This is a genomic window from Bacillus sp. 5RYD7K, assembly GCF_059831465.1.
Map to the genome: position 1 here is coordinate 3,197,231 of NZ_CP191200.1, position 19,811 is coordinate 3,217,041.

Sequence of the window (19,811 nt, forward strand, 5' to 3'; positions counted from 1 at the left end):
CCCTAATCCTCGTCCAGCCAGCTTCGAAGTAATTTTGCAAAGTCTTCCGGTTTTTCTTTAGCCATTTTTTCAAGCTGTTTTCGTCTGACTGTTTCTTCCGTTTCATTTTTCTCTTCGTTGATATCAGGCAGTCGAACCGGCTCCGGCGCCGTTTCATATTCGTATTCTTCATACTCATCCTCTTGAGAGCGTTTCTTTCTGATGAGGAGAATAATAAGCAGAATAATGGCTGCAAGCAGCACCCCGCCTGTAATGTATACCCAGATCGGGAGACCTGAAGATTGTGCCGAATTTGTGTTCAGGCTTGTTTTTCCGTCAAACGGCTGTACGGATACAACGATTTTATTGTTGATATCATTGGCTGTCAGGTTTTGATTTTGCGTTTCATTTTTATCAAGGGACGTTCTGACAACCGTTCCTAAAATCTTCTGTATATCAGCCTGTCTCTGCGCTGATAATGAGGCGGCATTTTTCGGATTCGGCGGTTCCACCATGACCTGAATGCCTAAATCACGCACTTTATACGGGCTTTCTGCGATTTCTTTATGAATGCGGTTGACTTCATAGTTGATTTTATTGCTGCTTTTTTCGTAGTCTCCGCTGTTTGAACCGTCATTTGCCTGTTTATAGTTGGCGGTGTCATTGCTGCCCGTTCCGGCTGTTCCGCCGTTGGCCGCGCCATCGCCTTTATACGTTTCCGCAACTTTTTCGGCGCTTACCGCTATGCCTTCCATGTTATCTTTATCGACAGGCTCGACAATGTCTTCAGTGCGTTTTTCTTTCGTGAAGTCAACATCTGCCGTAACGGAAACCACGACTTTATCCTGCCCCATCATTGTGCCGAGCAGGGACTGGACATGTTTTTGAATATCCTTTTCGACCTGCGACTTAATCCCTTGCTGAGAAGCATAACTGTCAGAAACGGACCCTGCGCCGCTGTCACTTTTGTCATAATATGTAGAATTTTGATCCATTATGACGATATTATCTTCTTTTAAGTTCGGGACGCTTTTAGAAACGAGATGGTACAGCCCGTTGATCTGGCTTTGATCAAGCGAGTAGCCCGGTTTAATCTGCAAAACGATCGATGCGGATGCTTCCGGCTGATCTTCACCGACAAACACGGCTTCTTTCGGCATATTGATCATGACCTTCGAGCTTTTAATACCGTCCATTTCATTTATCAGGTTTGACAATTCAGTCTGAGTCGCCTCAACCTTTAAAACGTCAAACTCATTATCTGTCAGGCCGAAGCCCGCATTCTGTCCGAAAAACGAATAATCAATTGATCCCGTTTTCGGCAGGCCTTCCGCGGCAAGCTGGACTTTAAGCGAATCCACTTGGCTCTCAGGAACCTTAATGACCGTGCCGCCGTCAGCAAGTTCAGAAGACACCTTTTTCGTATCGAGCTCTTCTTTAATCTTCCCCGCTTCTTCCGCGGACAAGTCTTTATAAAGAGGCACCATCTTTTCAGACGAAGTAAAAATAATAACGACGATGAGTAAAATAATGAATGCGGCCAAGCCGCTTACCATGAGTATCTTCTGTGTTTTTGATCTGTTATTCCAAAACGCTGCCGTTTTGGTTTTCATTTGCGTTAGAGTACGATTCATGTTAACCCCCGGTCATTCCAGTCATTCTCTTTCATCTGACCACCACTACATCTGCATTCTCATGATTTCCTGATAGGCTTCCACGGCTTTATTGCGGAATTCGGTAGCGGCCGTCAGAGAAATATTTGCTTTTTGGGCAGCGATCATGACCTCGTCAAGGTTTACATCCTTTCCTGCAGCCAGTTCGTTCGTTATTTGGTCAGATTGCACTTGCGACTCATTTAACGAATCAATCGAGTTTTTTAAAAGCTCCGAAAAGCTTGTTTGATTTGAAGAATCAGTTTTTTGAGCTTGATTTAATTGATTCGTTACGTTTTGAGTGTTTTGGGTTTGTTGAAGCTGAAAAGGAGTAATAGCGTTAACCACTTACATCACCTTACTTTCCGATTTCTAAAGCCTTTAAAAGCATGCCTTTGGAGGCGTTCAATGCCGTCACGTTTGCTTCATATGATCTCGTGCTGCTGACAAGATCCACCATTTCCTTTAATGGGTCTACATTGGGTTTTTGTACATATCCGTCTTTATTCGCATCGGGATTTTCCGGATCGTAAACGAGATTAAAAGCGGATGGGTCTTCCGTAATCGAAGATACCTTTACGCCATTTCCGGCGTTTCCGATTCCGTTCATCTTGGAATTTAAAAGGGACGAAAATGATTCGCCTCCGGATTGGAGAGAAACCAGCTTTCTTCTGTAAGGCACCCACTCGCCATTGACCTGCTTCGCTCTCGTTGTGTCCATATTGGCCAGGTTGGACGATACGACGTCCATCCGGACACGCTGTGCAGTTAAAGCAGACCCAGAAATATTTAAGCTTTGAAAGCCACTCATTATTTTCCTCCTGTCAAGACTGTTTTCAGGGAATTGAATTTGCCGCTCATTCTTTCAACCAAAGCCTGATAATTAATTTGGTTTTCGGCTAAATCTGTCATTTCTTTGTCGATATCGACATTGTTTCCGTTTTGCTGGTACGATGTATCACCGCTGGACACGATGGAATAATCGTCCCCCGAATCCGTAAAGTCAACGTGTCGATAGTCGGTTTTTACAGCCTCAAGATTGGATGTTTCCTGATCTAACAAATTTCGGAAAGAGACTTTTTTTGCCTTATAGTTCGGTGTATCTATATTGGCGATATTATTAGTTAAGACTTTTTGCTTAATGTCCGCTCTCCCCAAGGCATTCTCAAGATTTTGTATAGTTCCAGAAAATAAGTCCAAATCCACTTACCTCCATTTCAGATATTTTTCTCCTAAAAATCCTTGTCGAGAATTGTAAAACCATATGCTTATTGTAAGAAATAACAGGCTTAAAGTCTATGAAGTTGGGCTAAAAAAAAGTGCTCATTTGTATCTATTTTGTACATAGGTATTAAGTCCTAGAGTATTTGGACTACAAGCATTTGATTAATATAAGACTGAAAATAGCCGAATTTCTGTATCTTCCCCATTTTTCACACAGCAAGATGGATTATCTCAAATCAGATACCAATAATCAACTTTAAACTGCAACTTTTCACCTATTGTCCATAAAAAAAGCAGGACCCCCGCTTTTAGGGATCCTGCTTTTGGATTAATGAGATTTTAGGTTTTCCAATTCAATAAGGAATTTGTTGTTCAGAACTTTAATGTAAGTCCCCTTCATTCCCAGTGATCTGGATTCAATAACGCCGGCGCTTTCGAGCTTTCTCAGCGCGTTAACGATAACTGAACGGGTAATGCCTACACGGTCGGCAATCTTACTTGCCACAAGTAAGCCTTCGTTTCCGTCAAGCTCTTCAAAGATATGCTCAATCGCTTCAAGTTCACTGTAAGACAAAGAACTGATCGCCATTTGAACAACTGCTTTGCTTCGCGCTTCTTCTTCGATCTCTTCTGCTTTTTCTCTTAAAATCTCCATTCCTACAACGGTTGCTCCGTATTCAGCAAGAATGAGATCATCATCTTCAAATTGGTCCTGCAGACGGGACAGGATCAATGTGCCCAGGCGCTCTCCTCCGCCGATAATCGGCACAATCGTCGTTAAGCCTGCTTGGAACAGGTCTCTGTTTTCCACAGGGAAAGCCGTATATTCGCTGTTGATATCAAGGTTTGAAGACGTCTCCGGAACGTTGAAAAGGTTTTTCGTGTACTCTTCCGGGAACTGGCGGTCTTCAAGCATTTTTTTCATGCGGTCATTTTCGATCTGCTGATTAATAGAGTAGCCCAAAAGCTTTCCTCTGCGGCTGACGACGAAAATATTAGAATCAATGACGTCGCGAAGCGTTTCTGCCATTTCTTTAAAGTTTACGGGTTTGCCTGCCGCAGCCTGCAGCATGCTGTTAATAATTCGTGTTTTTTGTAGTAAAGCCATGTTAAATAATCCTCCTAGAATTCCTCTTATTAAATTTTCACAATATAAATTGACTTAGATCTTTGTTGTTTGCAATCGATCCGAGCTTTTCTTCAACGTATTGCGGCGTGATGGCGACTTTTTCCATCGTCACGTCCGGCGCTTCAAACGACAGGTCCTCCAAGAGACGTTCCAATATCGTGTGAAGCCTTCTTGCTCCGATGTTGTCCGTATCCTGATTCACATGATAAGCCACTTCGGCGATCTTACGAATAGCTTCGTCAGAAAATTCAAGAGATATACCTTCTGTCTGCAATAAAGCCTGATATTGTTTTAACAGCGCATTATCAGGTTCGACGAGAATTTTCACAAAATCATCCACCGTCAGCTTGCTCAGTTCTACACGAATCGGAAAGCGCCCCTGCAGCTCCGGAATCAGATCAGACGGTTTGGCCATATGGAATGCCCCGGCGGCTATAAACAGCACGTGGTCGGTTTTGACGGAGCCGTATTTCGTGACGACGGTCGAGCCCTCGACAATCGGAAGGATATCCCTTTGGACGCCCTCTCTCGAGACATCGGCTGAGGAAGAAGCTCCTCCGTTTTTTGCGATTTTATCTATTTCGTCAATAAAAATGATGCCGCCCTCTTCCGCTCTTAACACGGCCTCTTGGCTGACTTCATCCATATCGATTAATTTGCTTGCCTCTTCATTGGTCAGAACCTTTCTTGCCTCTCTGACCGTCATTTTGCGGCGTTTCTTCTTTTTAGGCATCAGATTGCTCAGCGCATCCTGCATATTCATGCCCATCTGCTCCATGCCGGAGCCTTGCAGCATGTCAAACATCGACGGCTGCTGCTCTTCCACCTCTACGGAGACGTAATGGTCTTCGAGCTCTCCTAATGCGAGCTGATGCGCCATGCGCTTTCTTTTCTCTTCAAGGCTCGCTTCTTCCTGCTGATCGCTTTCATCATCGCTTGACGGCTGGCTTCCTCCGAAAAGCATTTCAAACGGATTTTTCACACCCGCTTGTTTTTTCTTTCCCGGTACGAGAAGCCGCACAATGCGTTTGTTTGCATTTTCTTCAGCCTGTTCTTTCACTTCGCTGATTTTTTCTTCTTTAATAAGCCGCACGGATGTCTCAACAAGGTCTCTGACCATTGATTCGACATCTCTGCCTACATAGCCGACTTCTGTAAATTTTGTCGCTTCAATTTTTATAAATGGCGCACCGGTAAGCTTGGCGATCCGTCTGGCGATTTCTGTTTTCCCCACCCCTGTCGGACCCATCATCAGGATGTTTTTGGGAACGATCTCATCTCTCAGTTTTTCATCAAGAAGACTTCTGCGATAGCGGTTTCTTAATGCCACGGCGACAGCTTTTTTTGCATCCTGCTGTCCTACAATGTATTGATCCAACCGATCTACGATTTGTCTCGGTGTTAACGGTTTGTTTTCCATGAGCCTCAAGTCCTTTCTATTCAAGTTCTTCCAAAATGATCTGATCGTTTGTGTACACACAAATCTCGCCTGCGATTTTCAAAGCGGCTTTTGCAATTTCTTTGGCGGACAGGTTTTCTCCGGCATAAGTTTTCAGCGCTCTTCCTGCTGACAGGGCGTAGTTTCCGCCGGAGCCGATTGCCAAAATGCCGTCATCCGGCTCAATCACTTCACCTGTTCCCGATACGAGAAGCAAGGTATCCTGGTTCATGACAATCAGCATGGCTTCCAGCTTGCGCAGCACTTTATCGCTGCGCCATTCTTTCGCAAGCTCAACCGACGCACGTTTTAAATTGCCGTTGTATTCTTCAAGCTTCGCCTCAAACATTTCAAAAAGTGTGAAAGCGTCTGCAACAGATCCCGCGAAGCCGGCCAGAACCTTTCCGTTAAACAGCTTTCTCACTTTTCTCGCAGTATGTTTCATGACTACAGCCTGACCGAATGTGACCTGGCCGTCTCCTGACATAGCGCTTTTTCCTTTATGCTGGACGGCAAAAATCGTTGTCGCATGAAAAGATGACATGAGAAGGGCCTCCTTTTAATTTTCTTTAAAAGCTCTCGGATGGTGGGACATATATGTGTTTCTCAGCATTTCCTTCGATACATGCGTGTATATCTGCGTGGAAGACAGATTAGAATGGCCCAAAAGCTCCTGGACGCTTCTTAAGTCAGCCCCTTCATTCAGCAGATGGGTCGCAAACGTATGCCGAAGCATATGCGGGTGTATATGTAAAGTGCCGGATGCCTTTTTTACAAGCCCGCTTAAAATATACCGGATGCCTCTGGCGGTAAGTTGACCGCCTCTTTGATTGACAAACAGCAAATCATGAGGCTCTTTTGCTTTTTCAAGCAGGCACGGCCTTCCGCTATTGATATACAGCTCCAGCGCATCACGGGCATATGAGCCGAACGGGATGTAGCGCTGCTTCCTGCCTTTCCCGTGAACGAGCACCGTATCCATAGATAAGTCAAGATCGCCGACAGTGAGCGTACAGCACTCACTGACCCTCATTCCGGTCGCATATAGAAGCTCAAGCAAGGCCTGATCGCGCATCCCTGACGGCTTGCTTCTGTCTGAAACAGCGAATAGTTCCTCAAGTTCTTTTTCATAAAGAAACTTCGGAATCCGTTTCTCTTGTTTCGGCAGATGAACAAGCTGAAACGGATTCTCTTCAACAAGCTTTTCCCTCATCAAAAATTTATAGAAGCTTCTCAAAGCTGAAATCTTCTTGCTGATTGTTTTTCTTGACAGGCCTTTTTCATAAGCTTCTGTCAAAAATATTCTCACATCATGATATGCAGCTTCTTTCAATCCATTTATATTTTGAGCATGCAGAAACATCCCAAATTCTTCAATCGAATTAACATAATTCACAATAGTATATTGTGAATAATTTTTTTCAATTTGTAAATATTCAACGAATAACTTTAAAAAAAAGTTAACATTCTCCGCCATTATTATGACCTCCCTCTCCGAAGGGCTTTTAAATGGTATCATATAATGCATTGAAGTTGCAATGAAAAGCTATATCGTTTTCGAAATAGTTTGAATAGTCTCAATTGCGCGTTTAGCGTATTCTTCATTTCGTTCTTTTTTGTTTTTAATTTTAACAGGCAGTTCTTTTAACAGACCGAAGTTTGCGTTCATCGGCTGGAAGTTCTTCTGGTTCGTCGTCGTAATGTAATGAGCCATGCTTCCGATCGCCGTCTCCTGAGGGAATGTCACAAGGTCCTGACCGAGCACAAGTTTGGCCGCATTGATTCCCGCCACAAGGCCTGAAGCTGCAGATTCAACATAACCTTCTACGCCGGTCATTTGGCCCGCGAAAAACAGGTCGTTCCGCTGTTTAAATTGATATGTCGGGTTCAAGAGACTAGGCGAGTTGATAAATGTGTTTCTGTGCATGACGCCGTATCTGACAATGTCAACATTTTCAAGTCCGGGGATCAGTTTAAGCACTTCTTTTTGGTCTCCCCATTTTAAATGTGTCTGAAAACCTACAATATTATATAGCGTTCCCGCCGCGTCATCCTGTCTGAGCTGCACGACTGCATAAGGCCGCTTGCCTGTTTTAGGATCTTCCAGTCCGACCGGTTTCATCGGCCCGAACAGCATCGTTTTCTTGCCTCTTTTCGCCATGACCTCAATCGGCATGCAGCCTTCAAAGAAAATTTCTTTTTCGAATTCTTTTAACGGAACCGTCTCAGCCGTCGTCAGCGCTTCATAGAAACGGTCAAACTCTTCTTCTGTCATCGGGCAGTTTAAGTATGCCGCTTCTCCCTTGTCATAACGGGATTTTAAGTACACTTTATCCATATCAAGGCTGTCTTTTTCAACAATCGGCGCCGCCGCGTCATAAAAATACAGGTACTCTTCTCCGGTGAGTTCTTTCAGCTGCTGTGAAAGCGATTCTGACGTAAGCGGTCCGGTCGCAATAACTGTCGGACCTTCCGGAATTTCTGTTACTTCCTCAGTAAGCACCGTTACGTTCGGATGGTTTTTCACGAGATCCGTCACGCTTTGCGCAAATTCATGACGGTCAACGGCAAGCGCTCCCCCTGCCGGAACCGAACATTTATCAGCAGATTGAATGATTGCTGAGTCAAGCGCCCGCATTTCTTCCTTTAATACGCCTACCGCATTGGCAAGCGTATTTGAACGGAGGGAGTTGCTGCATACCAGTTCGGCAAATTTATCAGTATGATGGGCTGCCGTCTGCTTTACGGGCCGCATTTCATATAGTTTTACTTGAATTCCTCGTTTTGCAAGCTGCCATGCCGCTTCACTTCCGGCAAGACCTGCTCCGATTACATTAACTGTTTGCTGGTTCATTTCTTTTCATCTCCTGTTGTTTGTTACTTCCACACAAAGAAGGTGAGCAAGGCTCTGCTCACCGCTACTTCTGTGGTTCTTCCTTATAATCGCATTCGACGCATTGGACTTGTATGCCTTTTTTAAGCTTTTTCTCTACGAGCATATTTTCACATTTCGGGCATTTTCGTTCAATCGGTTTGTCCCAAGATACGAAGTCACAGTCAGGATAACGGTCACAACCGTAAAAGACGCGTTTCTTTTTTGATTTTCGTTCGACAATGTTTCCTTCATGACACTTAGGACATTTCACGCCGATTTGTTTAACAATCGGTTTAGTATTCCGGCAGTCAGGGAAGTTGGAGCACGCCATGAATTTGCCGTACCGGCCCATTTTATAAACCATCCGGGAGCCGCATAACTCACAATCTTCGTCGGCGTATTCAGGTTCAATTTCCACTTCTTTCATTTCGGCTTCCGCTTTTTTCACACGCTTTTCGAAATCGGAATAGAAGCTGTCAATGATTTGAACCCATTCTGTCTGACCGTCTTCAACATGGTCAAGGTCTCTTTCCATTTTTGCCGTGAATTCAACGTTAATGATTTCCGGGAAAAACTCCATGATGAGATCCAGTACAATCTGTCCGAGCTCAGTCGGCACAAACCGTTTATTGTCTAATGCCACGTAACCGCGCCGCTGGATCGTGTCAAGAGTCGGCGCATATGTGGAAGGACGGCCGATACCGAGTTCTTCAAGCGTTTTAACCAAGCGCGCCTCTGTGTAACGCGGCGGCGGCTGAGTAAAGTGCTGCTCTGGCTCAATATCTTTCGACAAAACCGTGTCTCCCTCTTTAAGGTCTGGAAGCATGCGGTCTTTTTCTTCCAGCTGATCGTCTTTACCCTCTACATAGACTTTCATGAAGCCGGCGAATTTGACTTTACTTCCGTTTGCCCGGAATGTCAATCCGTTATTGCTGAGATCGACACTCATCGTATCCAGAACGGCTGGCGCCATCTGACTTGCAACAAAGCGCTCCCAAATCAGCTTGTATAATCTGAGCTGGTCTCTGCCAAGCACCGCTTTTAAATCAGCAGGTTTTCTGAGTACTGAAGTCGGGCGGATCGCTTCGTGGGCATCTTGAGCGTTTTCATTTTTCTTTGCCGGTTTCCGTTTTCCCGCTAAGTACTCTTTTCCGTACGCCTGATCAATAAAAGCTGACGCCTCTTCAACGGCTGTGTTGGAAATCCTCGTTGAGTCCGTTCTCATATACGTGATGAGTCCGACTGTACCTTCTTTGCCGAGATCAATTCCTTCATATAATTGCTGAGCGATCATCATCGTTTTCTTCGCTCTGAAATTCAGCTTTCTTGCAGCCTCCTGCTGCAGGGTGGACGTTGTAAACGGCAGAGCGGGATTTCGTTTCCGCTCTTTTTTCGTAACCTTGTCTACTGTATACTTATTGCCTTTCAGCTCAGCAAGAACGGCTTTTACGTCTTCTTCGCTTTTTAAAGGAAGCTTTTTGCCGTTTTTTCCGAAAAAGCCGGCTTCAAACGTCTCTTTTCCTTTTAGAAATGAGCCGGTAATCGTCCAGTACTCTTCAGGTTTAAAGTCGTTGATTTCCTTTTCCCGGTCAATGATAATCCGGAGCGCAACGGATTGCACGCGGCCCGCACTGAGGCCTTTTTTTACTTTTTTCCAAAGAATCGGGCTGATTTTGTATCCGACGAGCCGGTCTAATATACGGCGCGCCTGCTGCGCATCGACAAGATCCATGTTAATCATGCGCGGATGTTTAAATGATTCCTTAATGGCGTCTTTTGTTATTTCATTAAAGACGACCCGGCAGTCAGAGCTGAGATCCAGATCAAGACTGTGCGCGAGATGCCATGCAATCGCTTCCCCTTCTCTGTCGGGGTCGGCCGCGAGATAGACTTTTTTTGCTTTCTTTGCCGCTGTTTTTAATTCTTTTAAAACAGGGCCTTTTCCGCGGATCGTAATATATTTCGGTTCAAAGTTCTGTTCGATGTCAACTCCCATTTGACTTTTTGGAAGATCCCGGACATGTCCCATTGAAGCTTTGACTTTATATTTCTTTCCTAAATAACGTTCAATCGTTTTCGCCTTTGCCGGCGATTCGACGATGACTAGATAATCAGACATTTTCATCCCCCTCAAGAGGTGTTCTCTCTCTTTTCAAGTATCAATTCATTTTAGAGCTGCCTTTTTATGGCTTTCAACATTTCATTCTTTATGATGAACGTCATTTTATACATGAAAATAATATGCAACTTTAAATCCTCACTATTATTAAATATTACAATACCGTTTGTCAAACGATATTTCAAAAGGGTTCCGTATACTGAACGCATCGGGCGGTCAGCTCTCCGTCAATATCCTCTGCGCACAATACAGCTTTCGCCCCTTCTTGAATGAGTTTTATAGGTCCTCCGGAATATGGATTAAATATGGAACCGGGAACGGCAAATACCTCTCTCCCTTGATCGAGGGCCTGGTAAGCTGTGATTAATGAACCGCTTTTTTCTTTTCCCTGCACGACTACAATTCCTTCACTTAATCCGCTGATTATACGGTTTCTCATCGGAAAGTGCCACTTTTTCGGCTTTGTTTCAGGAGGATGTTCTGAGAGTAGGAGGTGGTGTTCAGCCATGTATTCTGCTAACAGGAGATTTTCCCGGGGATAAATGTGATGGAAGCCGCCGGCTATCACGCCGATCGTAAGCCCTTTTGCCCTGATGCTCGCCTTATGAGACAATCCGTCTATGCCGGATGCAAGCCCGCTTACGATGACCCAGCCTTTTTTTGAGAGTTCGGCGGTAAGATGCCCAACCGCTTTTATTCCGTCCTCCGTCGGTTTCCGCGTGCCTACAATCCCAATTTTTCGGCCATTTTCAAGAAGCTGCGTGTTCCCTTTTGCAAACAAGACGACGGGCGGATCATAAATCGTTTTAAGCCATGAAGGATAGCGGCTTGATGAAATCGGGATGACAGTAATGCCTTCGCGGCGGTATTCGGACAGAACTTCATCGAGTTCCGGATCCTTGCGCTCTATTTCTCGAAAAATGGCTTTCGGAGCTGTTTTCCCTTCTGATAAAACGGTTAATGGATGCGGGTCCCGTAAAAAAGACAGGGAGTGATCAGCTTTCCACCATTTTAATAGAAGAGACGGGGAAATAATTTGATTGATACTGCAGACCATTAAACAGCGCGATGCTTGATCCAAATCTGGCAACCTCCTCTTTTTTTCACAGTAAAAACAGGAACAGCCGTTACGGCTGCCCCTGCTTCGTTCAGTGAGTTTTGCACGTTTCAAATAAGCCTTTTTCTTTTAACACCTTAATCAGCGTTTCACCCATTACAGAAGGGGTTTCCGCCACTTCAATCCCGCAGGCGTTCATCGTTTTGACTTTTTCTTCTGCCGTGCCTTTTCCTCCGGAGATGATGGCGCCCGCATGGCCCATGCGTTTTCCCGGAGGAGCGGTTTTACCGCCGATAAAGCCGACAACGGGCTTCGTCATGTTTGCTTTCACCCACTCAGCCGCTTCCTCTTCAGCCGTGCCGCCGATTTCTCCGATCATGATGACGGCATGTGTTTCAGGATCTTCATTGAACGCTTTTAACACGTCAATAAAGTTCGTGCCGTTGACCGGATCACCGCCGATTCCTACAGCGGTAGATTGGCCTAAGCCGGCTTCTGAAAGCTGATGGACGGCCTCGTATGTCAATGTACCCGAACGGGATACAACGCCTACATGCCCCTTCTTATGAATGTATCCCGGCATAATGCCGATTTTGCATTCTTCAGGCGTAATAACACCCGGGCAGTTCGGCCCTATTAATCTCGTTTTCTTGCCTTCCATAAAGCGCTTCACTTTCACCATGTCCAAAACCGGAATGTGCTCAGTGATACAAATGACAAGATCAATTTCCGCGTCAACCGCTTCCATAATTGCGTCCGCCGCAAACGGAGCCGGCACGTAAATGACTGACGCATCAGCGCCTGTTGTATGAACTGCTTCTGCGACCGTATTGAATACCGGTACGCCTTCTGCCTCCGTTCCGCCTTTGCCAGGTGTTACACCGCCAACGATATTCGTGCCGTATTCCAGCATCTGCTTTGTATGAAATAAAGCGGTAGAACCTGTAATCCCCTGTACAATAACTCTCGTATCTTTATTGATAAAAACACTCATTATCTGGTCCCCTGCCTTTCATTCTTTCCTAAACTAAGGATACGATTTTCTGCGCGCCGTCTGCCATTGATTCCGCAGATGTAATGTTTAAGCCTGATTCATTCAGGATTTTCTTTCCTAAATCTACGTTTGTCCCTTCAAGGCGCACGACCAGCGGCAATGTCAATCCGACTTGTCTCGTCGCTTCAACAACGCCCTCGGCGATGACATCACACTTCATGATGCCTCCGAAAATATTGACGAAAATTCCTTTTACGTTTTGATCGGAAAGAATGATTTTAAAAGCTTCCGTTACTTTTTCAGCGGTTGCGCCGCCCCCGACATCCAGGAAGTTTGCAGGTTCTCCGCCGTAGTGTTTAATGATATCCATTGTAGACATTGCAAGACCCGCGCCGTTTACCATACAGCCGATATTTCCATCAAGGGAAATGTAGCTCAGATCGTATTTTGACGCTTCGATTTCTTTCGGATCTTCTTCATCTAAATCTCTGTATTCCATAATATCTTTTTGTCTGTATAACGCATTGCTGTCAAAGTTCAGCTTAGCATCGAGCGCCATGACGTTTCCGTCTCCCGTGACGACGAGAGGGTTGATCTCTGCGATAGAGCAGTCCTTCTCAACAAATGCTTTATATAAACCGAGCATAAATTTAGCGGCTTTGCCGACAAGCTCTTTCGGGATGTTAATTGCGAATGCAATTTCCCTTGCCTGATAGCCTTGAAGGCCGACAGCCGGATCAATAACCGCTTTTTTAATTTTTTCAGGTGTTTTTTCCGCTACTTCTTCAATCTCCGTTCCGCCTTCTTCAGACGCCATTAAAACGATTCTTGAAGTGGCGCGGTCAAGCACAAGCCCGACATAGTATTCCTTTTTAATATCGCAGCCTTCTTCAATAAGTAAGCGTTTTATTACTTGTCCGTCCGGACCCGTTTGATGGGTGACGAGCGTCTTGCCTAACAGTTCTTCGGCATACCCCTTCACTTCATCTATTGTTTTTGCAATCTTTACCCCACCAGCTTTGCCGCGGCCGCCAGCATGGATTTGCGCCTTTACGACATAAACCGAGCTTGACAGGCTCTCTGCTTTTTCAACTGCTTCCTCTGCTGTAAAAGCCACTTTACCTTCAGGAACAGACACCCCGTATTTTCTGAGGACTTCTTTTCCCTGGTACTCATGGATATTCATTTCCCATCCTCCTAACTTATGTAGCAAAACTAAAAATAGACTGCGCTTTCATTCTATATAATACTGGAAGAATTGTCTAGGGTTCAAAACAAAATCTTTATATCCTTCCGAACATTCTAACTTTTATTTTATTGAAAATATAAATTTATACGGAGTCCGGGAAATGAATGTTCCTTATTTTTCGTTTTTCAGGCTTTCATCCAGTCGGTAAACAAATGAAAAAATTTCAGCAACGGTCTCATAAAGCGCTTCCGGTATCTGATCGTCAACCGTCAAATGGCGCATTAATTCGACAAGGGTTCTGTCTTCCTGAATGGGAACCCCCGCCTTCTCAGCTTCTTTTATGATATTATCCGCGACATGCCCCCTGCCTGTCGCGATAACCTTCGGAGCTTGGTCTTTCTGCCGGTCGTAATGCAGGGCGACAGCTCTTCTTAACGGTGTTTGCTCTTTCATATTTTCACATCCACTTTTCGTCCGCCGTCTTTTTCTATAAACTCTTCCACAAGAGCGCTCTGGTCTTTCGGTCGCCGCTTTTTAGCCGTAACGCCCGACAGGCTGAACCCCGTTTCTTTTACAGCCTCTTTTAAAGCCGGTACGAGAGGGTCGATGGCCGCCTGAAGCTCAAAATCGGTTTCAACCGTAATGGTCATTACATTTTGCTGAATCATGCAGTCTACGACAGTTTCTTGCAGCGTTTCAAGGTGCAGCAAAAACAGAAGCCTGCAATGTGACGGATCGAGTTTTCCGTCCGGCTTCTTTCGTCCTTTAAAGAGAACTGTGATGTCATTCTCATATGCGGACGCTCCCAGCGGAAATGACAGCACCATCTGTGTAAAAGATGGATTCTGCTGCTCAATAAACAGCTGTCCGTTTAATTTATGAATGAGTGGTTCCGCCTCTTGTTTAACGGATTGGGGCGCGTCTTGAAGCGTCCGGACGGCTTGGAGAGCCGTTTTCAGCGCTTGTTTCTCCGGCTGCGGAGTCACGCCTTTTTCAAGCGCTGTAATGAATGATAATTCATCACGGGTGCCCAGCCCTTTTTTGATTCTTTGCAAAAGGCTTAATACGTCATGTTTTTCCGCATATTTCAGTTCAGTAAGCTGAACGGCTTTTTGGAAAACAGCCGCCTCCTGTTCTGTCAGATGTACGTTTTGGAGAACAGGTGCTGTTTTAAATGTTTTTTCTTGAGAAATGAAAGCCTTGATGATGTCCGCTGTTTCTTTTACGGGACGGTTTTCATTCTTTTCTGCCGATGTCATTAATTTTTCGATAAGCTGTCTTGCCGCTTTTTCAGGCAGCTCCGTATCTGTCCGGGCATGCGGAGGAGAAGGGCGGCTTGAGACTGCCTTTACGTTTTCACGAGTCTCTCGGACAATTGGTGATTGTTTTAATTCCGTCTGTTCTCCTTTATCCATCGGCCCGGTTTCTGAAATCGGCGTGCGTGCGGCCTCGGCAAGCTTCTTCAAGAGGCGCTCTGCATGAAGATCCGTTTCCGCGTCTAACACGTCAGAAACCGCCTCTTGAAGCGCGGACAGCTCTTTTGCCGATTGCGGAGCCTGGTTGATTGCCTGAAGCAGTCCGGATAGAAGGCGGCGGGTCGGAACCGGATATTTAACGGCATGAATGGCTGACAAGACTTCCGCATGCGCGGGCAGTTCCTGTTTCAGCGCAAATACGATTGTTTCTGCCGCCTTTTTCAATTCGGCGGCCGGAAGCGATTCAGCCCAGCGGATGCAGGCTTTGAGGCTGTTTTCCGTCATCGGCAGCTTCTGCTGCATAAACGTTTCGGCAATCTGCAGAGATACCGGGTTCGGTTTGACGGAAAGAGCGTTTAACAGTCTTCCCGCCGCTTCCTGAACGGTTTTCGGGCTTCCTTCAAATTGGTCAACAACATGAAGCCGGCCCATTTTTTCCGCCGGCTGTCTGTCATAAGAAAACCAGTAATACGCCTGAGGACGGAGGGCGGTTTCAAGCTTTCCCTGCATCGTCCGGCCGCCGATTTGGATAAGCGCGCTTTGATCGTCCAGCAAACGGAGAACCTTCCCTAACAGCAGTCTTTTTTCGCCGCTGTCCTTACCGCCGTCTTGCCGATCCTGAGAGATTTCCGACGTCAGCTGTCTGAAAGCCGCTTGGATTTCGCCGCTTATGTTCATGTCTTAAGCCTCTTTTCTAACAATAAGATTGAACGGGAGCGAATGTTTTTCGGTGAATATTTGTCGGTCCGTATGCCTGAAGAGCTTCAAGATGTTCTTTCGTTCCGTAGCCTTTATTTTTTTCAAAGCCGTACATGGGATAGGTTTTGGCGTACTCCGCCATGAGACGGTCCCGCGTTACTTTAGCAATGCAGGCTCCGGCGGCAATTGACACGCTTTTGGCATCCCCTTTTATAACAGATGACTGCGGAATGTCAAGCGGAAGCGTCATGGCATCTGCAAGCAGATAATCAGGTGTTTCCGATAAAGCATTGACCGCTTTTACCATCGCGAGTCTCGCGGCCTCATAAATGTTGATCCGGTCAATGACATCCGCATGGACAATGCCTACTCCTATCGCTGCGGCTTCTTCCGTAATCCGATCGTAATACTCCCCGAGCTTCTTTTCCGACAGTTTCTTCGAGTCCGTGAGCCCGAGAATCTCGCATTCTGCCGGCAAAATGACAGCACCGGCGACAACCGGTCCGGCAAGCGGCCCTCTTCCCGCTTCGTCAACGCCTGCAATCAGGCGGAAGCCCTTTTTGTATGACAGCCTTTCGTATGCCGTCATGTTCAGCCACTGCTCTTTAAGGGCTTTTTCCTTCGCGTGTTTTTTCAGCCATTGCTCTAAAAGCGTCTGTACGCTTTTTCTCGGATCTTTTTCACATTGGGCAAGGAATGGGTCTCTTTCATCTTTGACCTCTTGCAGGCGTTCTTTTACGCTTTTTACGGTTAATGTATTCACGTGCTCTTCTCCCTTACATTATGTATATCGGTATTCTGCGGAAAAAATAAAGACCCGCATCGCTGCGCGTCTTTATTCTGATGGCGTTTCAAATGAAAGCCTGCCGAACTTTTCCGTCCGGATGTCCCGGATGATGACTTCTGTCGTTTTATCGTAGTCAATCAGTCCGCCGCCCATTAAACAGCCGCGTTTTTCACCGATCGCGTCAAAAAGAGCGGCGATATCCTCAGGGATTTCCTGAAGTCCGTAACGCTCCTTTAAGCGGTCTGGATAATGCTCTTCCAGAAAGCGCAGCCCGAAAACGGCCACATCCTGCAGGTTGATAATGGAATCTTTAATCGCCCCGGTGATCGCCAGGCGCAAACCGACAAGCTCGTCTTCAAATTTAGGCCATAAAATCCCCGGTGTATCGAGCAGCTCTAATTCTTTCCCTACCTTTACCCACTGCTGGGAAGTGGTAATGCCGGGCCTGTCTCCCGTCTTGGCAATATTTTTTTTGGCCAGACGGTTGATGAGCGTCGATTTCCCGACGTTCGGAATGCCGATGATTAATGCGCGGATCGCTCTTGGCTTAATGCCTTTTGCTTTCATTTTATCGAACTTATCTTTCAGCAGTTCTTTCGAGGACGGCACGATTTGATGCAGCCCCTGTCCGTTAACGGAATTTATTGAAAGAGAGGGAATCCCCTGTCCCTGAAAGTGATCCTTCCATTGGGCCGTTACAGCCGCATCGGCCTTATCGGCTTTATTTAAAAGCATAATGCGCGGCTTATTTTTTAAAATTTCCTCAATCATCGGATTTCTCGATGACATCGGTATTCTCGCATCCACCAATTCGTAGACGATATCAATTAATTTCAGCTTTTCTGTTACTTCCCGTCTCGCTTTAGCCATATGGCCCGGGAACCATTGAATGGTCATGTGACTTCGACACCTGCCTTATTTGCCGGAACTGAATGTCCCGGTGATCTCTTATGTATTTTACGTTGCTTGTTCCGCTTTTACAAATGTCATATAAAAAAAGAGCCTGTTACGGGTAACAAGCTCTTTTCGTTCGTTATCATTATCGTCTGATTTCTTTAATACGAGCCGCTTTTCCGCGAAGTTCACGCAGGTAGTAAAGCTTAGCGCGACGTACTTTACCGTAACGTACAACTTCGATTTTCGCGATTTTTGGTGTGTGTACAGGGAATGTACGTTCAACGCCAACACCGTAAGAAATCTTACGAACTGTGAACGTTTCGCTGATTCCACCACCACGACGCTTGATCACAACACCTTCGAAGATCTGGATACGCTCACGGTTACCCTCAACAACTTTTACGTGTACACGTAAAGTGTCACCAGGACGGAACGCAGGAAGATCAGTGCGAAGCTGTTCTTTTGTGATATCTTGAATTAGTTTTTGCATCGTTTTCAACTCCTTCCAACAGATGCTCTTAGCCACAACTGCAAGGCACAGCGGAACATCGTTTTCAAGCTTTTGAAGGATAAGCCTTCTTAAGCCACAAGTAGTATCTTATCATATCTTCATTGCCTGCGCAATAGAATCTATTCGTTTTCCCACTCGGAAATCCATTTTCTTTGCTCATCGGTGAGAGGATAGTTTTCAAGAAGGTCCGGACGTCTTAAAAAGGTTCTTCTGATTGATTCTTTATTGCGCCATTCTTTTATTTTGGCATGGTTGCCGGACAGAAGCGTCTCAGGCACTTTTAAGCCTTTATAATCTGCAGGCCTTGTATAATGCGGATGCTCTAAAAGCCCCGTGCTGAAGGAATCCTCCACGTGGGATGCTTCTTTTCCGAGGACACCCGGCAAAAGCCTGACAACGCTGTCGGCAATCATCATGGCCGGGAGCTCTCCGCCTGTCAGCACAAAATCCCCGATGGAGATTTCATCCGTGACAAGGTGTTCCCGGATACGTTCATCATACCCTTCATAATGTCCGCAAATAAACATCAGATGTTCCTCTTCCGCCAGCTCCTCGGCTTTCTTCTGCGTATAACGTTCACCTTGCGGGCAGACGAGAATAATGCGCGGCTTGGCGTCCGTACCGGCTGTCAGCTTTTCAACGGCGTCAAACACAGGCTGCGGCTTTAACACCATCCCGGCTCCCCCGCCGTACGGGTAATCATCAACCGTTTGGTGTTTATTATCCGAAAAAGCCCGGAAATTGATGACGTCAAAACGGACAGCCTCTTTTTCCTGTGCTTTTTGCAGGATGGATGAGCCGAGAACCCCTTGAAACATCTCGGGAAACAGTGTTAAAAAGTCGATTTTCATTCGTCTATTAACCCTTCCATTACATGAATCTTAATTGTCTTCTCATTTATATTAATATCCTTGACCACAGAAGCGATATACGGAATGAGCGCATCTTTTTTCCCTTTTCTTGCAACTACCCATACGTCATTAGCCCCGGGCGTCAAGATTTCCTTCACTGTGCCGATCAGTTCCCCGTTCTCTGATACCACTTCGCAGCCGATGATTTCATGAAAATAAAATTCATCTTCTTCAAGCTCTCCCAAGTCTTCTTCAGGGACTTTGATCACCATGTTTCTTAGGTGTTCGACTTCATTAAGACTCGGCATTTCTTTGAATTGCAGCAGGTGAAACTGCTTGTGAAGCCTGTGGGTGCTGACCGTTACCTTGATTGGCTCCGCAGCCCCTTCCGCAAACAAATAGAGCGTATTGCCGGGCTTGTACCGTTCTTCGGCAAAGTCCGTTTTAGAAATGACCCGCACTTCGCCTTTAATGCCGTGGGTATTTACAATTTTGCCTACATTAAACCATCTGTTTGTCATATTATCACCTCGGGCGAATTTCAATTACTACCCCGTCTTTTATGACGATGGTATTTGCCGCTGTTTTTTCATGCCAGTTATCACCGACGTTGATTGAAAGCAGCGCATCGATCTCCTTTTCCTTCACTTCGCTTCCGAGCGGGAGCGAATGTGTCTGGCTTATTTGGAAATCGATCATTTTGATTTTGTCTTGTCTTTTTTCAATGGCTTTTTTAAAAGATTCCGCCACATCGGGATTCTGCGGATCTTTTTCATGTTTTCTAAGCTGAAAATAGAGCTGGCTGCATTCTCGTTCAAGCGTTTGCTTTTTTTCTGCAAAAGAGGCCAAAAGCTTTTCCTTGCTTTGCTCGGTCAGAACTTGCATAACGGTTACCCTGTGAATAATCTGCATAGGACCAGACTCCCCACTCTTCC

21 protein-coding genes are annotated in these 19,811 nt (G+C 45.7%); all 21 read right to left on the reverse strand.

All coding sequences use genetic code 11. From position 1 onward, the window contains the following. Positions 1-2: 2 nt before the first annotated feature. On the reverse strand, positions 3-1,613 hold the full coding sequence (gene fliF / locus ACQE26_RS15665; protein ID WP_060962794.1) for a flagellar basal-body MS-ring/collar protein FliF: 1,611 nt from the start codon (positions 1,611-1,613) through the stop codon (positions 3-5). 45 nt (positions 1,614-1,658) lie between these two features. Beyond that, entirely contained in the window at positions 1,659-1,979 is a 321-nt protein-coding gene (gene fliE / locus ACQE26_RS15670; RefSeq protein WP_060962795.1) for a flagellar hook-basal body complex protein FliE, read from the reverse strand. A 10-nt stretch (positions 1,980-1,989) separates the two neighbouring features. After that, positions 1,990-2,442, reverse strand: a complete 453-nt coding sequence (gene flgC, locus ACQE26_RS15675; protein ID WP_016936125.1) for a flagellar basal body rod protein FlgC — start codon at positions 2,440-2,442, stop codon at positions 1,990-1,992. Further along, positions 2,442-2,831, reverse strand: coding sequence for a flagellar basal body rod protein FlgB (gene flgB, locus ACQE26_RS15680; RefSeq protein ID WP_016936126.1), 390 nt, complete (start codon positions 2,829-2,831; stop codon positions 2,442-2,444). The genes flgC and flgB overlap by 1 nt, the downstream gene beginning before the upstream one ends. A gap of 352 nt (positions 2,832-3,183) precedes the next feature. Beyond that, positions 3,184-3,963: a GTP-sensing pleiotropic transcriptional regulator CodY gene (gene codY, locus ACQE26_RS15685; RefSeq protein ID WP_013352252.1), complete on the reverse strand. Its 780-nt coding sequence runs from the start codon at positions 3,961-3,963 to the stop codon at positions 3,184-3,186. 37 nt (positions 3,964-4,000) lie between these two features. Beyond that, complete coding sequence (gene hslU / locus ACQE26_RS15690) at positions 4,001-5,404, reverse strand: ATP-dependent protease ATPase subunit HslU (RefSeq protein ID WP_016936127.1); 1,404 nt, start codon at positions 5,402-5,404, stop codon at positions 4,001-4,003. A gap of 16 nt (positions 5,405-5,420) precedes the next feature. Beyond that, positions 5,421-5,966 (reverse strand): ATP-dependent protease subunit HslV, encoded by a 546-nt coding sequence (hslV, locus tag ACQE26_RS15695; RefSeq protein WP_060962797.1) that lies wholly within the window; start codon positions 5,964-5,966, stop codon positions 5,421-5,423. Between the two features lie 15 nt (positions 5,967-5,981). Continuing rightward, positions 5,982-6,899 (reverse strand): tyrosine recombinase XerC, encoded by a 918-nt coding sequence (gene xerC, locus ACQE26_RS15700; protein ID WP_060962798.1) that lies wholly within the window; start codon positions 6,897-6,899, stop codon positions 5,982-5,984. Positions 6,900-6,968: 69 nt separating this feature from the next. Then, positions 6,969-8,276 (reverse strand): FADH(2)-oxidizing methylenetetrahydrofolate--tRNA-(uracil(54)-C(5))-methyltransferase TrmFO, encoded by a 1,308-nt coding sequence (gene trmFO, locus ACQE26_RS15705; protein ID WP_016936130.1) that lies wholly within the window; start codon positions 8,274-8,276, stop codon positions 6,969-6,971. Positions 8,277-8,340: 64 nt separating this feature from the next. Continuing rightward, entirely contained in the window at positions 8,341-10,416 is a 2,076-nt protein-coding gene (topA, locus tag ACQE26_RS15710; RefSeq protein ID WP_489202343.1) for a type I DNA topoisomerase, read from the reverse strand. 181 nt (positions 10,417-10,597) lie between these two features. After that, positions 10,598-11,497, reverse strand: a complete 900-nt coding sequence (dprA, locus tag ACQE26_RS15715) for a DNA-processing protein DprA (RefSeq protein ID WP_500470022.1) — start codon at positions 11,495-11,497, stop codon at positions 10,598-10,600. Positions 11,498-11,564: 67 nt separating this feature from the next. Next, entirely contained in the window at positions 11,565-12,467 is a 903-nt protein-coding gene (gene sucD, locus ACQE26_RS15720; protein ID WP_060962801.1) for a succinate--CoA ligase subunit alpha, read from the reverse strand. Between the two features lie 28 nt (positions 12,468-12,495). Then, the gene (gene sucC / locus ACQE26_RS15725) at positions 12,496-13,653 is read right to left on the reverse strand and encodes an ADP-forming succinate--CoA ligase subunit beta (protein WP_016936134.1); all 1,158 of its coding nucleotides are present in this window, start codon (positions 13,651-13,653) and stop codon (positions 12,496-12,498) included. 174 nt (positions 13,654-13,827) lie between these two features. After that, positions 13,828-14,109, reverse strand: a complete 282-nt coding sequence (locus tag ACQE26_RS15730; RefSeq protein WP_500470023.1) for a FlhB-like flagellar biosynthesis protein — start codon at positions 14,107-14,109, stop codon at positions 13,828-13,830. Further along, positions 14,106-15,809: a glycosyl transferase gene (locus ACQE26_RS15735; protein ID WP_500470024.1), complete on the reverse strand. Its 1,704-nt coding sequence runs from the start codon at positions 15,807-15,809 to the stop codon at positions 14,106-14,108. The genes ACQE26_RS15730 and ACQE26_RS15735 overlap by 4 nt, the downstream gene beginning before the upstream one ends. A 16-nt stretch (positions 15,810-15,825) precedes the next feature. After that, positions 15,826-16,593 carry a ribonuclease HII gene (gene rnhB / locus ACQE26_RS15740; protein ID WP_060962804.1) on the reverse strand — a complete coding sequence of 256 codons (768 nt, stop codon included), beginning with the start codon at positions 16,591-16,593 and terminating at the stop codon, positions 15,826-15,828. Positions 16,594-16,665: 72 nt separating this feature from the next. Beyond that, positions 16,666-17,514 (reverse strand): ribosome biogenesis GTPase YlqF, encoded by an 849-nt coding sequence (ylqF, locus tag ACQE26_RS15745; RefSeq protein ID WP_047475028.1) that lies wholly within the window; start codon positions 17,512-17,514, stop codon positions 16,666-16,668. 142 nt (positions 17,515-17,656) lie between these two features. Next, positions 17,657-18,004 (reverse strand): 50S ribosomal protein L19, encoded by a 348-nt coding sequence (gene rplS / locus ACQE26_RS15750; protein WP_003154288.1) that lies wholly within the window; start codon positions 18,002-18,004, stop codon positions 17,657-17,659. 140 nt (positions 18,005-18,144) lie between these two features. Beyond that, on the reverse strand, positions 18,145-18,876 hold the full coding sequence (trmD, locus tag ACQE26_RS15755) for a tRNA (guanosine(37)-N1)-methyltransferase TrmD (RefSeq protein ID WP_045926117.1): 732 nt from the start codon (positions 18,874-18,876) through the stop codon (positions 18,145-18,147). Further along, the gene (gene rimM / locus ACQE26_RS15760) at positions 18,873-19,397 is read right to left on the reverse strand and encodes a ribosome maturation factor RimM (RefSeq protein ID WP_500470025.1); all 525 of its coding nucleotides are present in this window, start codon (positions 19,395-19,397) and stop codon (positions 18,873-18,875) included. Before rimM ends, trmD begins: the two co-directional genes overlap by 4 nt. Positions 19,398-19,401: 4 nt before the next feature. Next, positions 19,402-19,788: a YlqD family protein gene (locus ACQE26_RS15765; RefSeq protein ID WP_060962806.1), complete on the reverse strand. Its 387-nt coding sequence runs from the start codon at positions 19,786-19,788 to the stop codon at positions 19,402-19,404. Between the last annotated feature and the right edge of the window lie 23 nt (positions 19,789-19,811).

Coding starts and splice junctions, on each gene's coding strand:
- fliF (WP_060962794.1), bottom strand. CDS start 1,613: ATGAATCGTACTCTAACGCAAATGAAAACCAAAACGGCAGCGTTTTGG.
- flgC (WP_016936125.1), bottom strand. CDS start 2,442: ATGAGTGGCTTTCAAAGCTTAAATATTTCTGGGTCTGCTTTAACTGCA.
- codY (WP_013352252.1), bottom strand. CDS start 3,963: ATGGCTTTACTACAAAAAACACGAATTATTAACAGCATGCTGCAGGCT.
- hslU (WP_016936127.1), bottom strand. CDS start 5,404: ATGGAAAACAAACCGTTAACACCGAGACAAATCGTAGATCGGTTGGAT.
- hslV (WP_060962797.1), bottom strand. CDS start 5,966: ATGTCATCTTTTCATGCGACAACGATTTTTGCCGTCCAGCATAAAGGA.
- xerC (WP_060962798.1), bottom strand. CDS start 6,899: ATGGCGGAGAATGTTAACTTTTTTTTAAAGTTATTCGTTGAATATTTA.
- trmFO (WP_016936130.1), bottom strand. CDS start 8,276: ATGAACCAGCAAACAGTTAATGTAATCGGAGCAGGTCTTGCCGGAAGT.
- topA (WP_489202343.1), bottom strand. CDS start 10,416: ATGTCTGATTATCTAGTCATCGTCGAATCGCCGGCAAAGGCGAAAACG.
- sucD (WP_060962801.1), bottom strand. CDS start 12,467: ATGAGTGTTTTTATCAATAAAGATACGAGAGTTATTGTACAGGGGATT.
- sucC (WP_016936134.1), bottom strand. CDS start 13,653: ATGAATATCCATGAGTACCAGGGAAAAGAAGTCCTCAGAAAATACGGG.
- ACQE26_RS15730 (WP_500470023.1), bottom strand. CDS start 14,109: ATGAAAGAGCAAACACCGTTAAGAAGAGCTGTCGCCCTGCATTACGAC.
- ACQE26_RS15735 (WP_500470024.1), bottom strand. CDS start 15,809: ATGAACATAAGCGGCGAAATCCAAGCGGCTTTCAGACAGCTGACGTCG.
- ylqF (WP_047475028.1), bottom strand. CDS start 17,514: ATGACCATTCAATGGTTCCCGGGCCATATGGCTAAAGCGAGACGGGAA.
- rplS (WP_003154288.1), bottom strand. CDS start 18,004: ATGCAAAAACTAATTCAAGATATCACAAAAGAACAGCTTCGCACTGAT.
- trmD (WP_045926117.1), bottom strand. CDS start 18,876: ATGAAAATCGACTTTTTAACACTGTTTCCCGAGATGTTTCAAGGGGTT.
- rimM (WP_500470025.1), bottom strand. CDS start 19,397: ATGACAAACAGATGGTTTAATGTAGGCAAAATTGTAAATACCCACGGC.
- ACQE26_RS15765 (WP_060962806.1), bottom strand. CDS start 19,788: ATGCAGATTATTCACAGGGTAACCGTTATGCAAGTTCTGACCGAGCAA.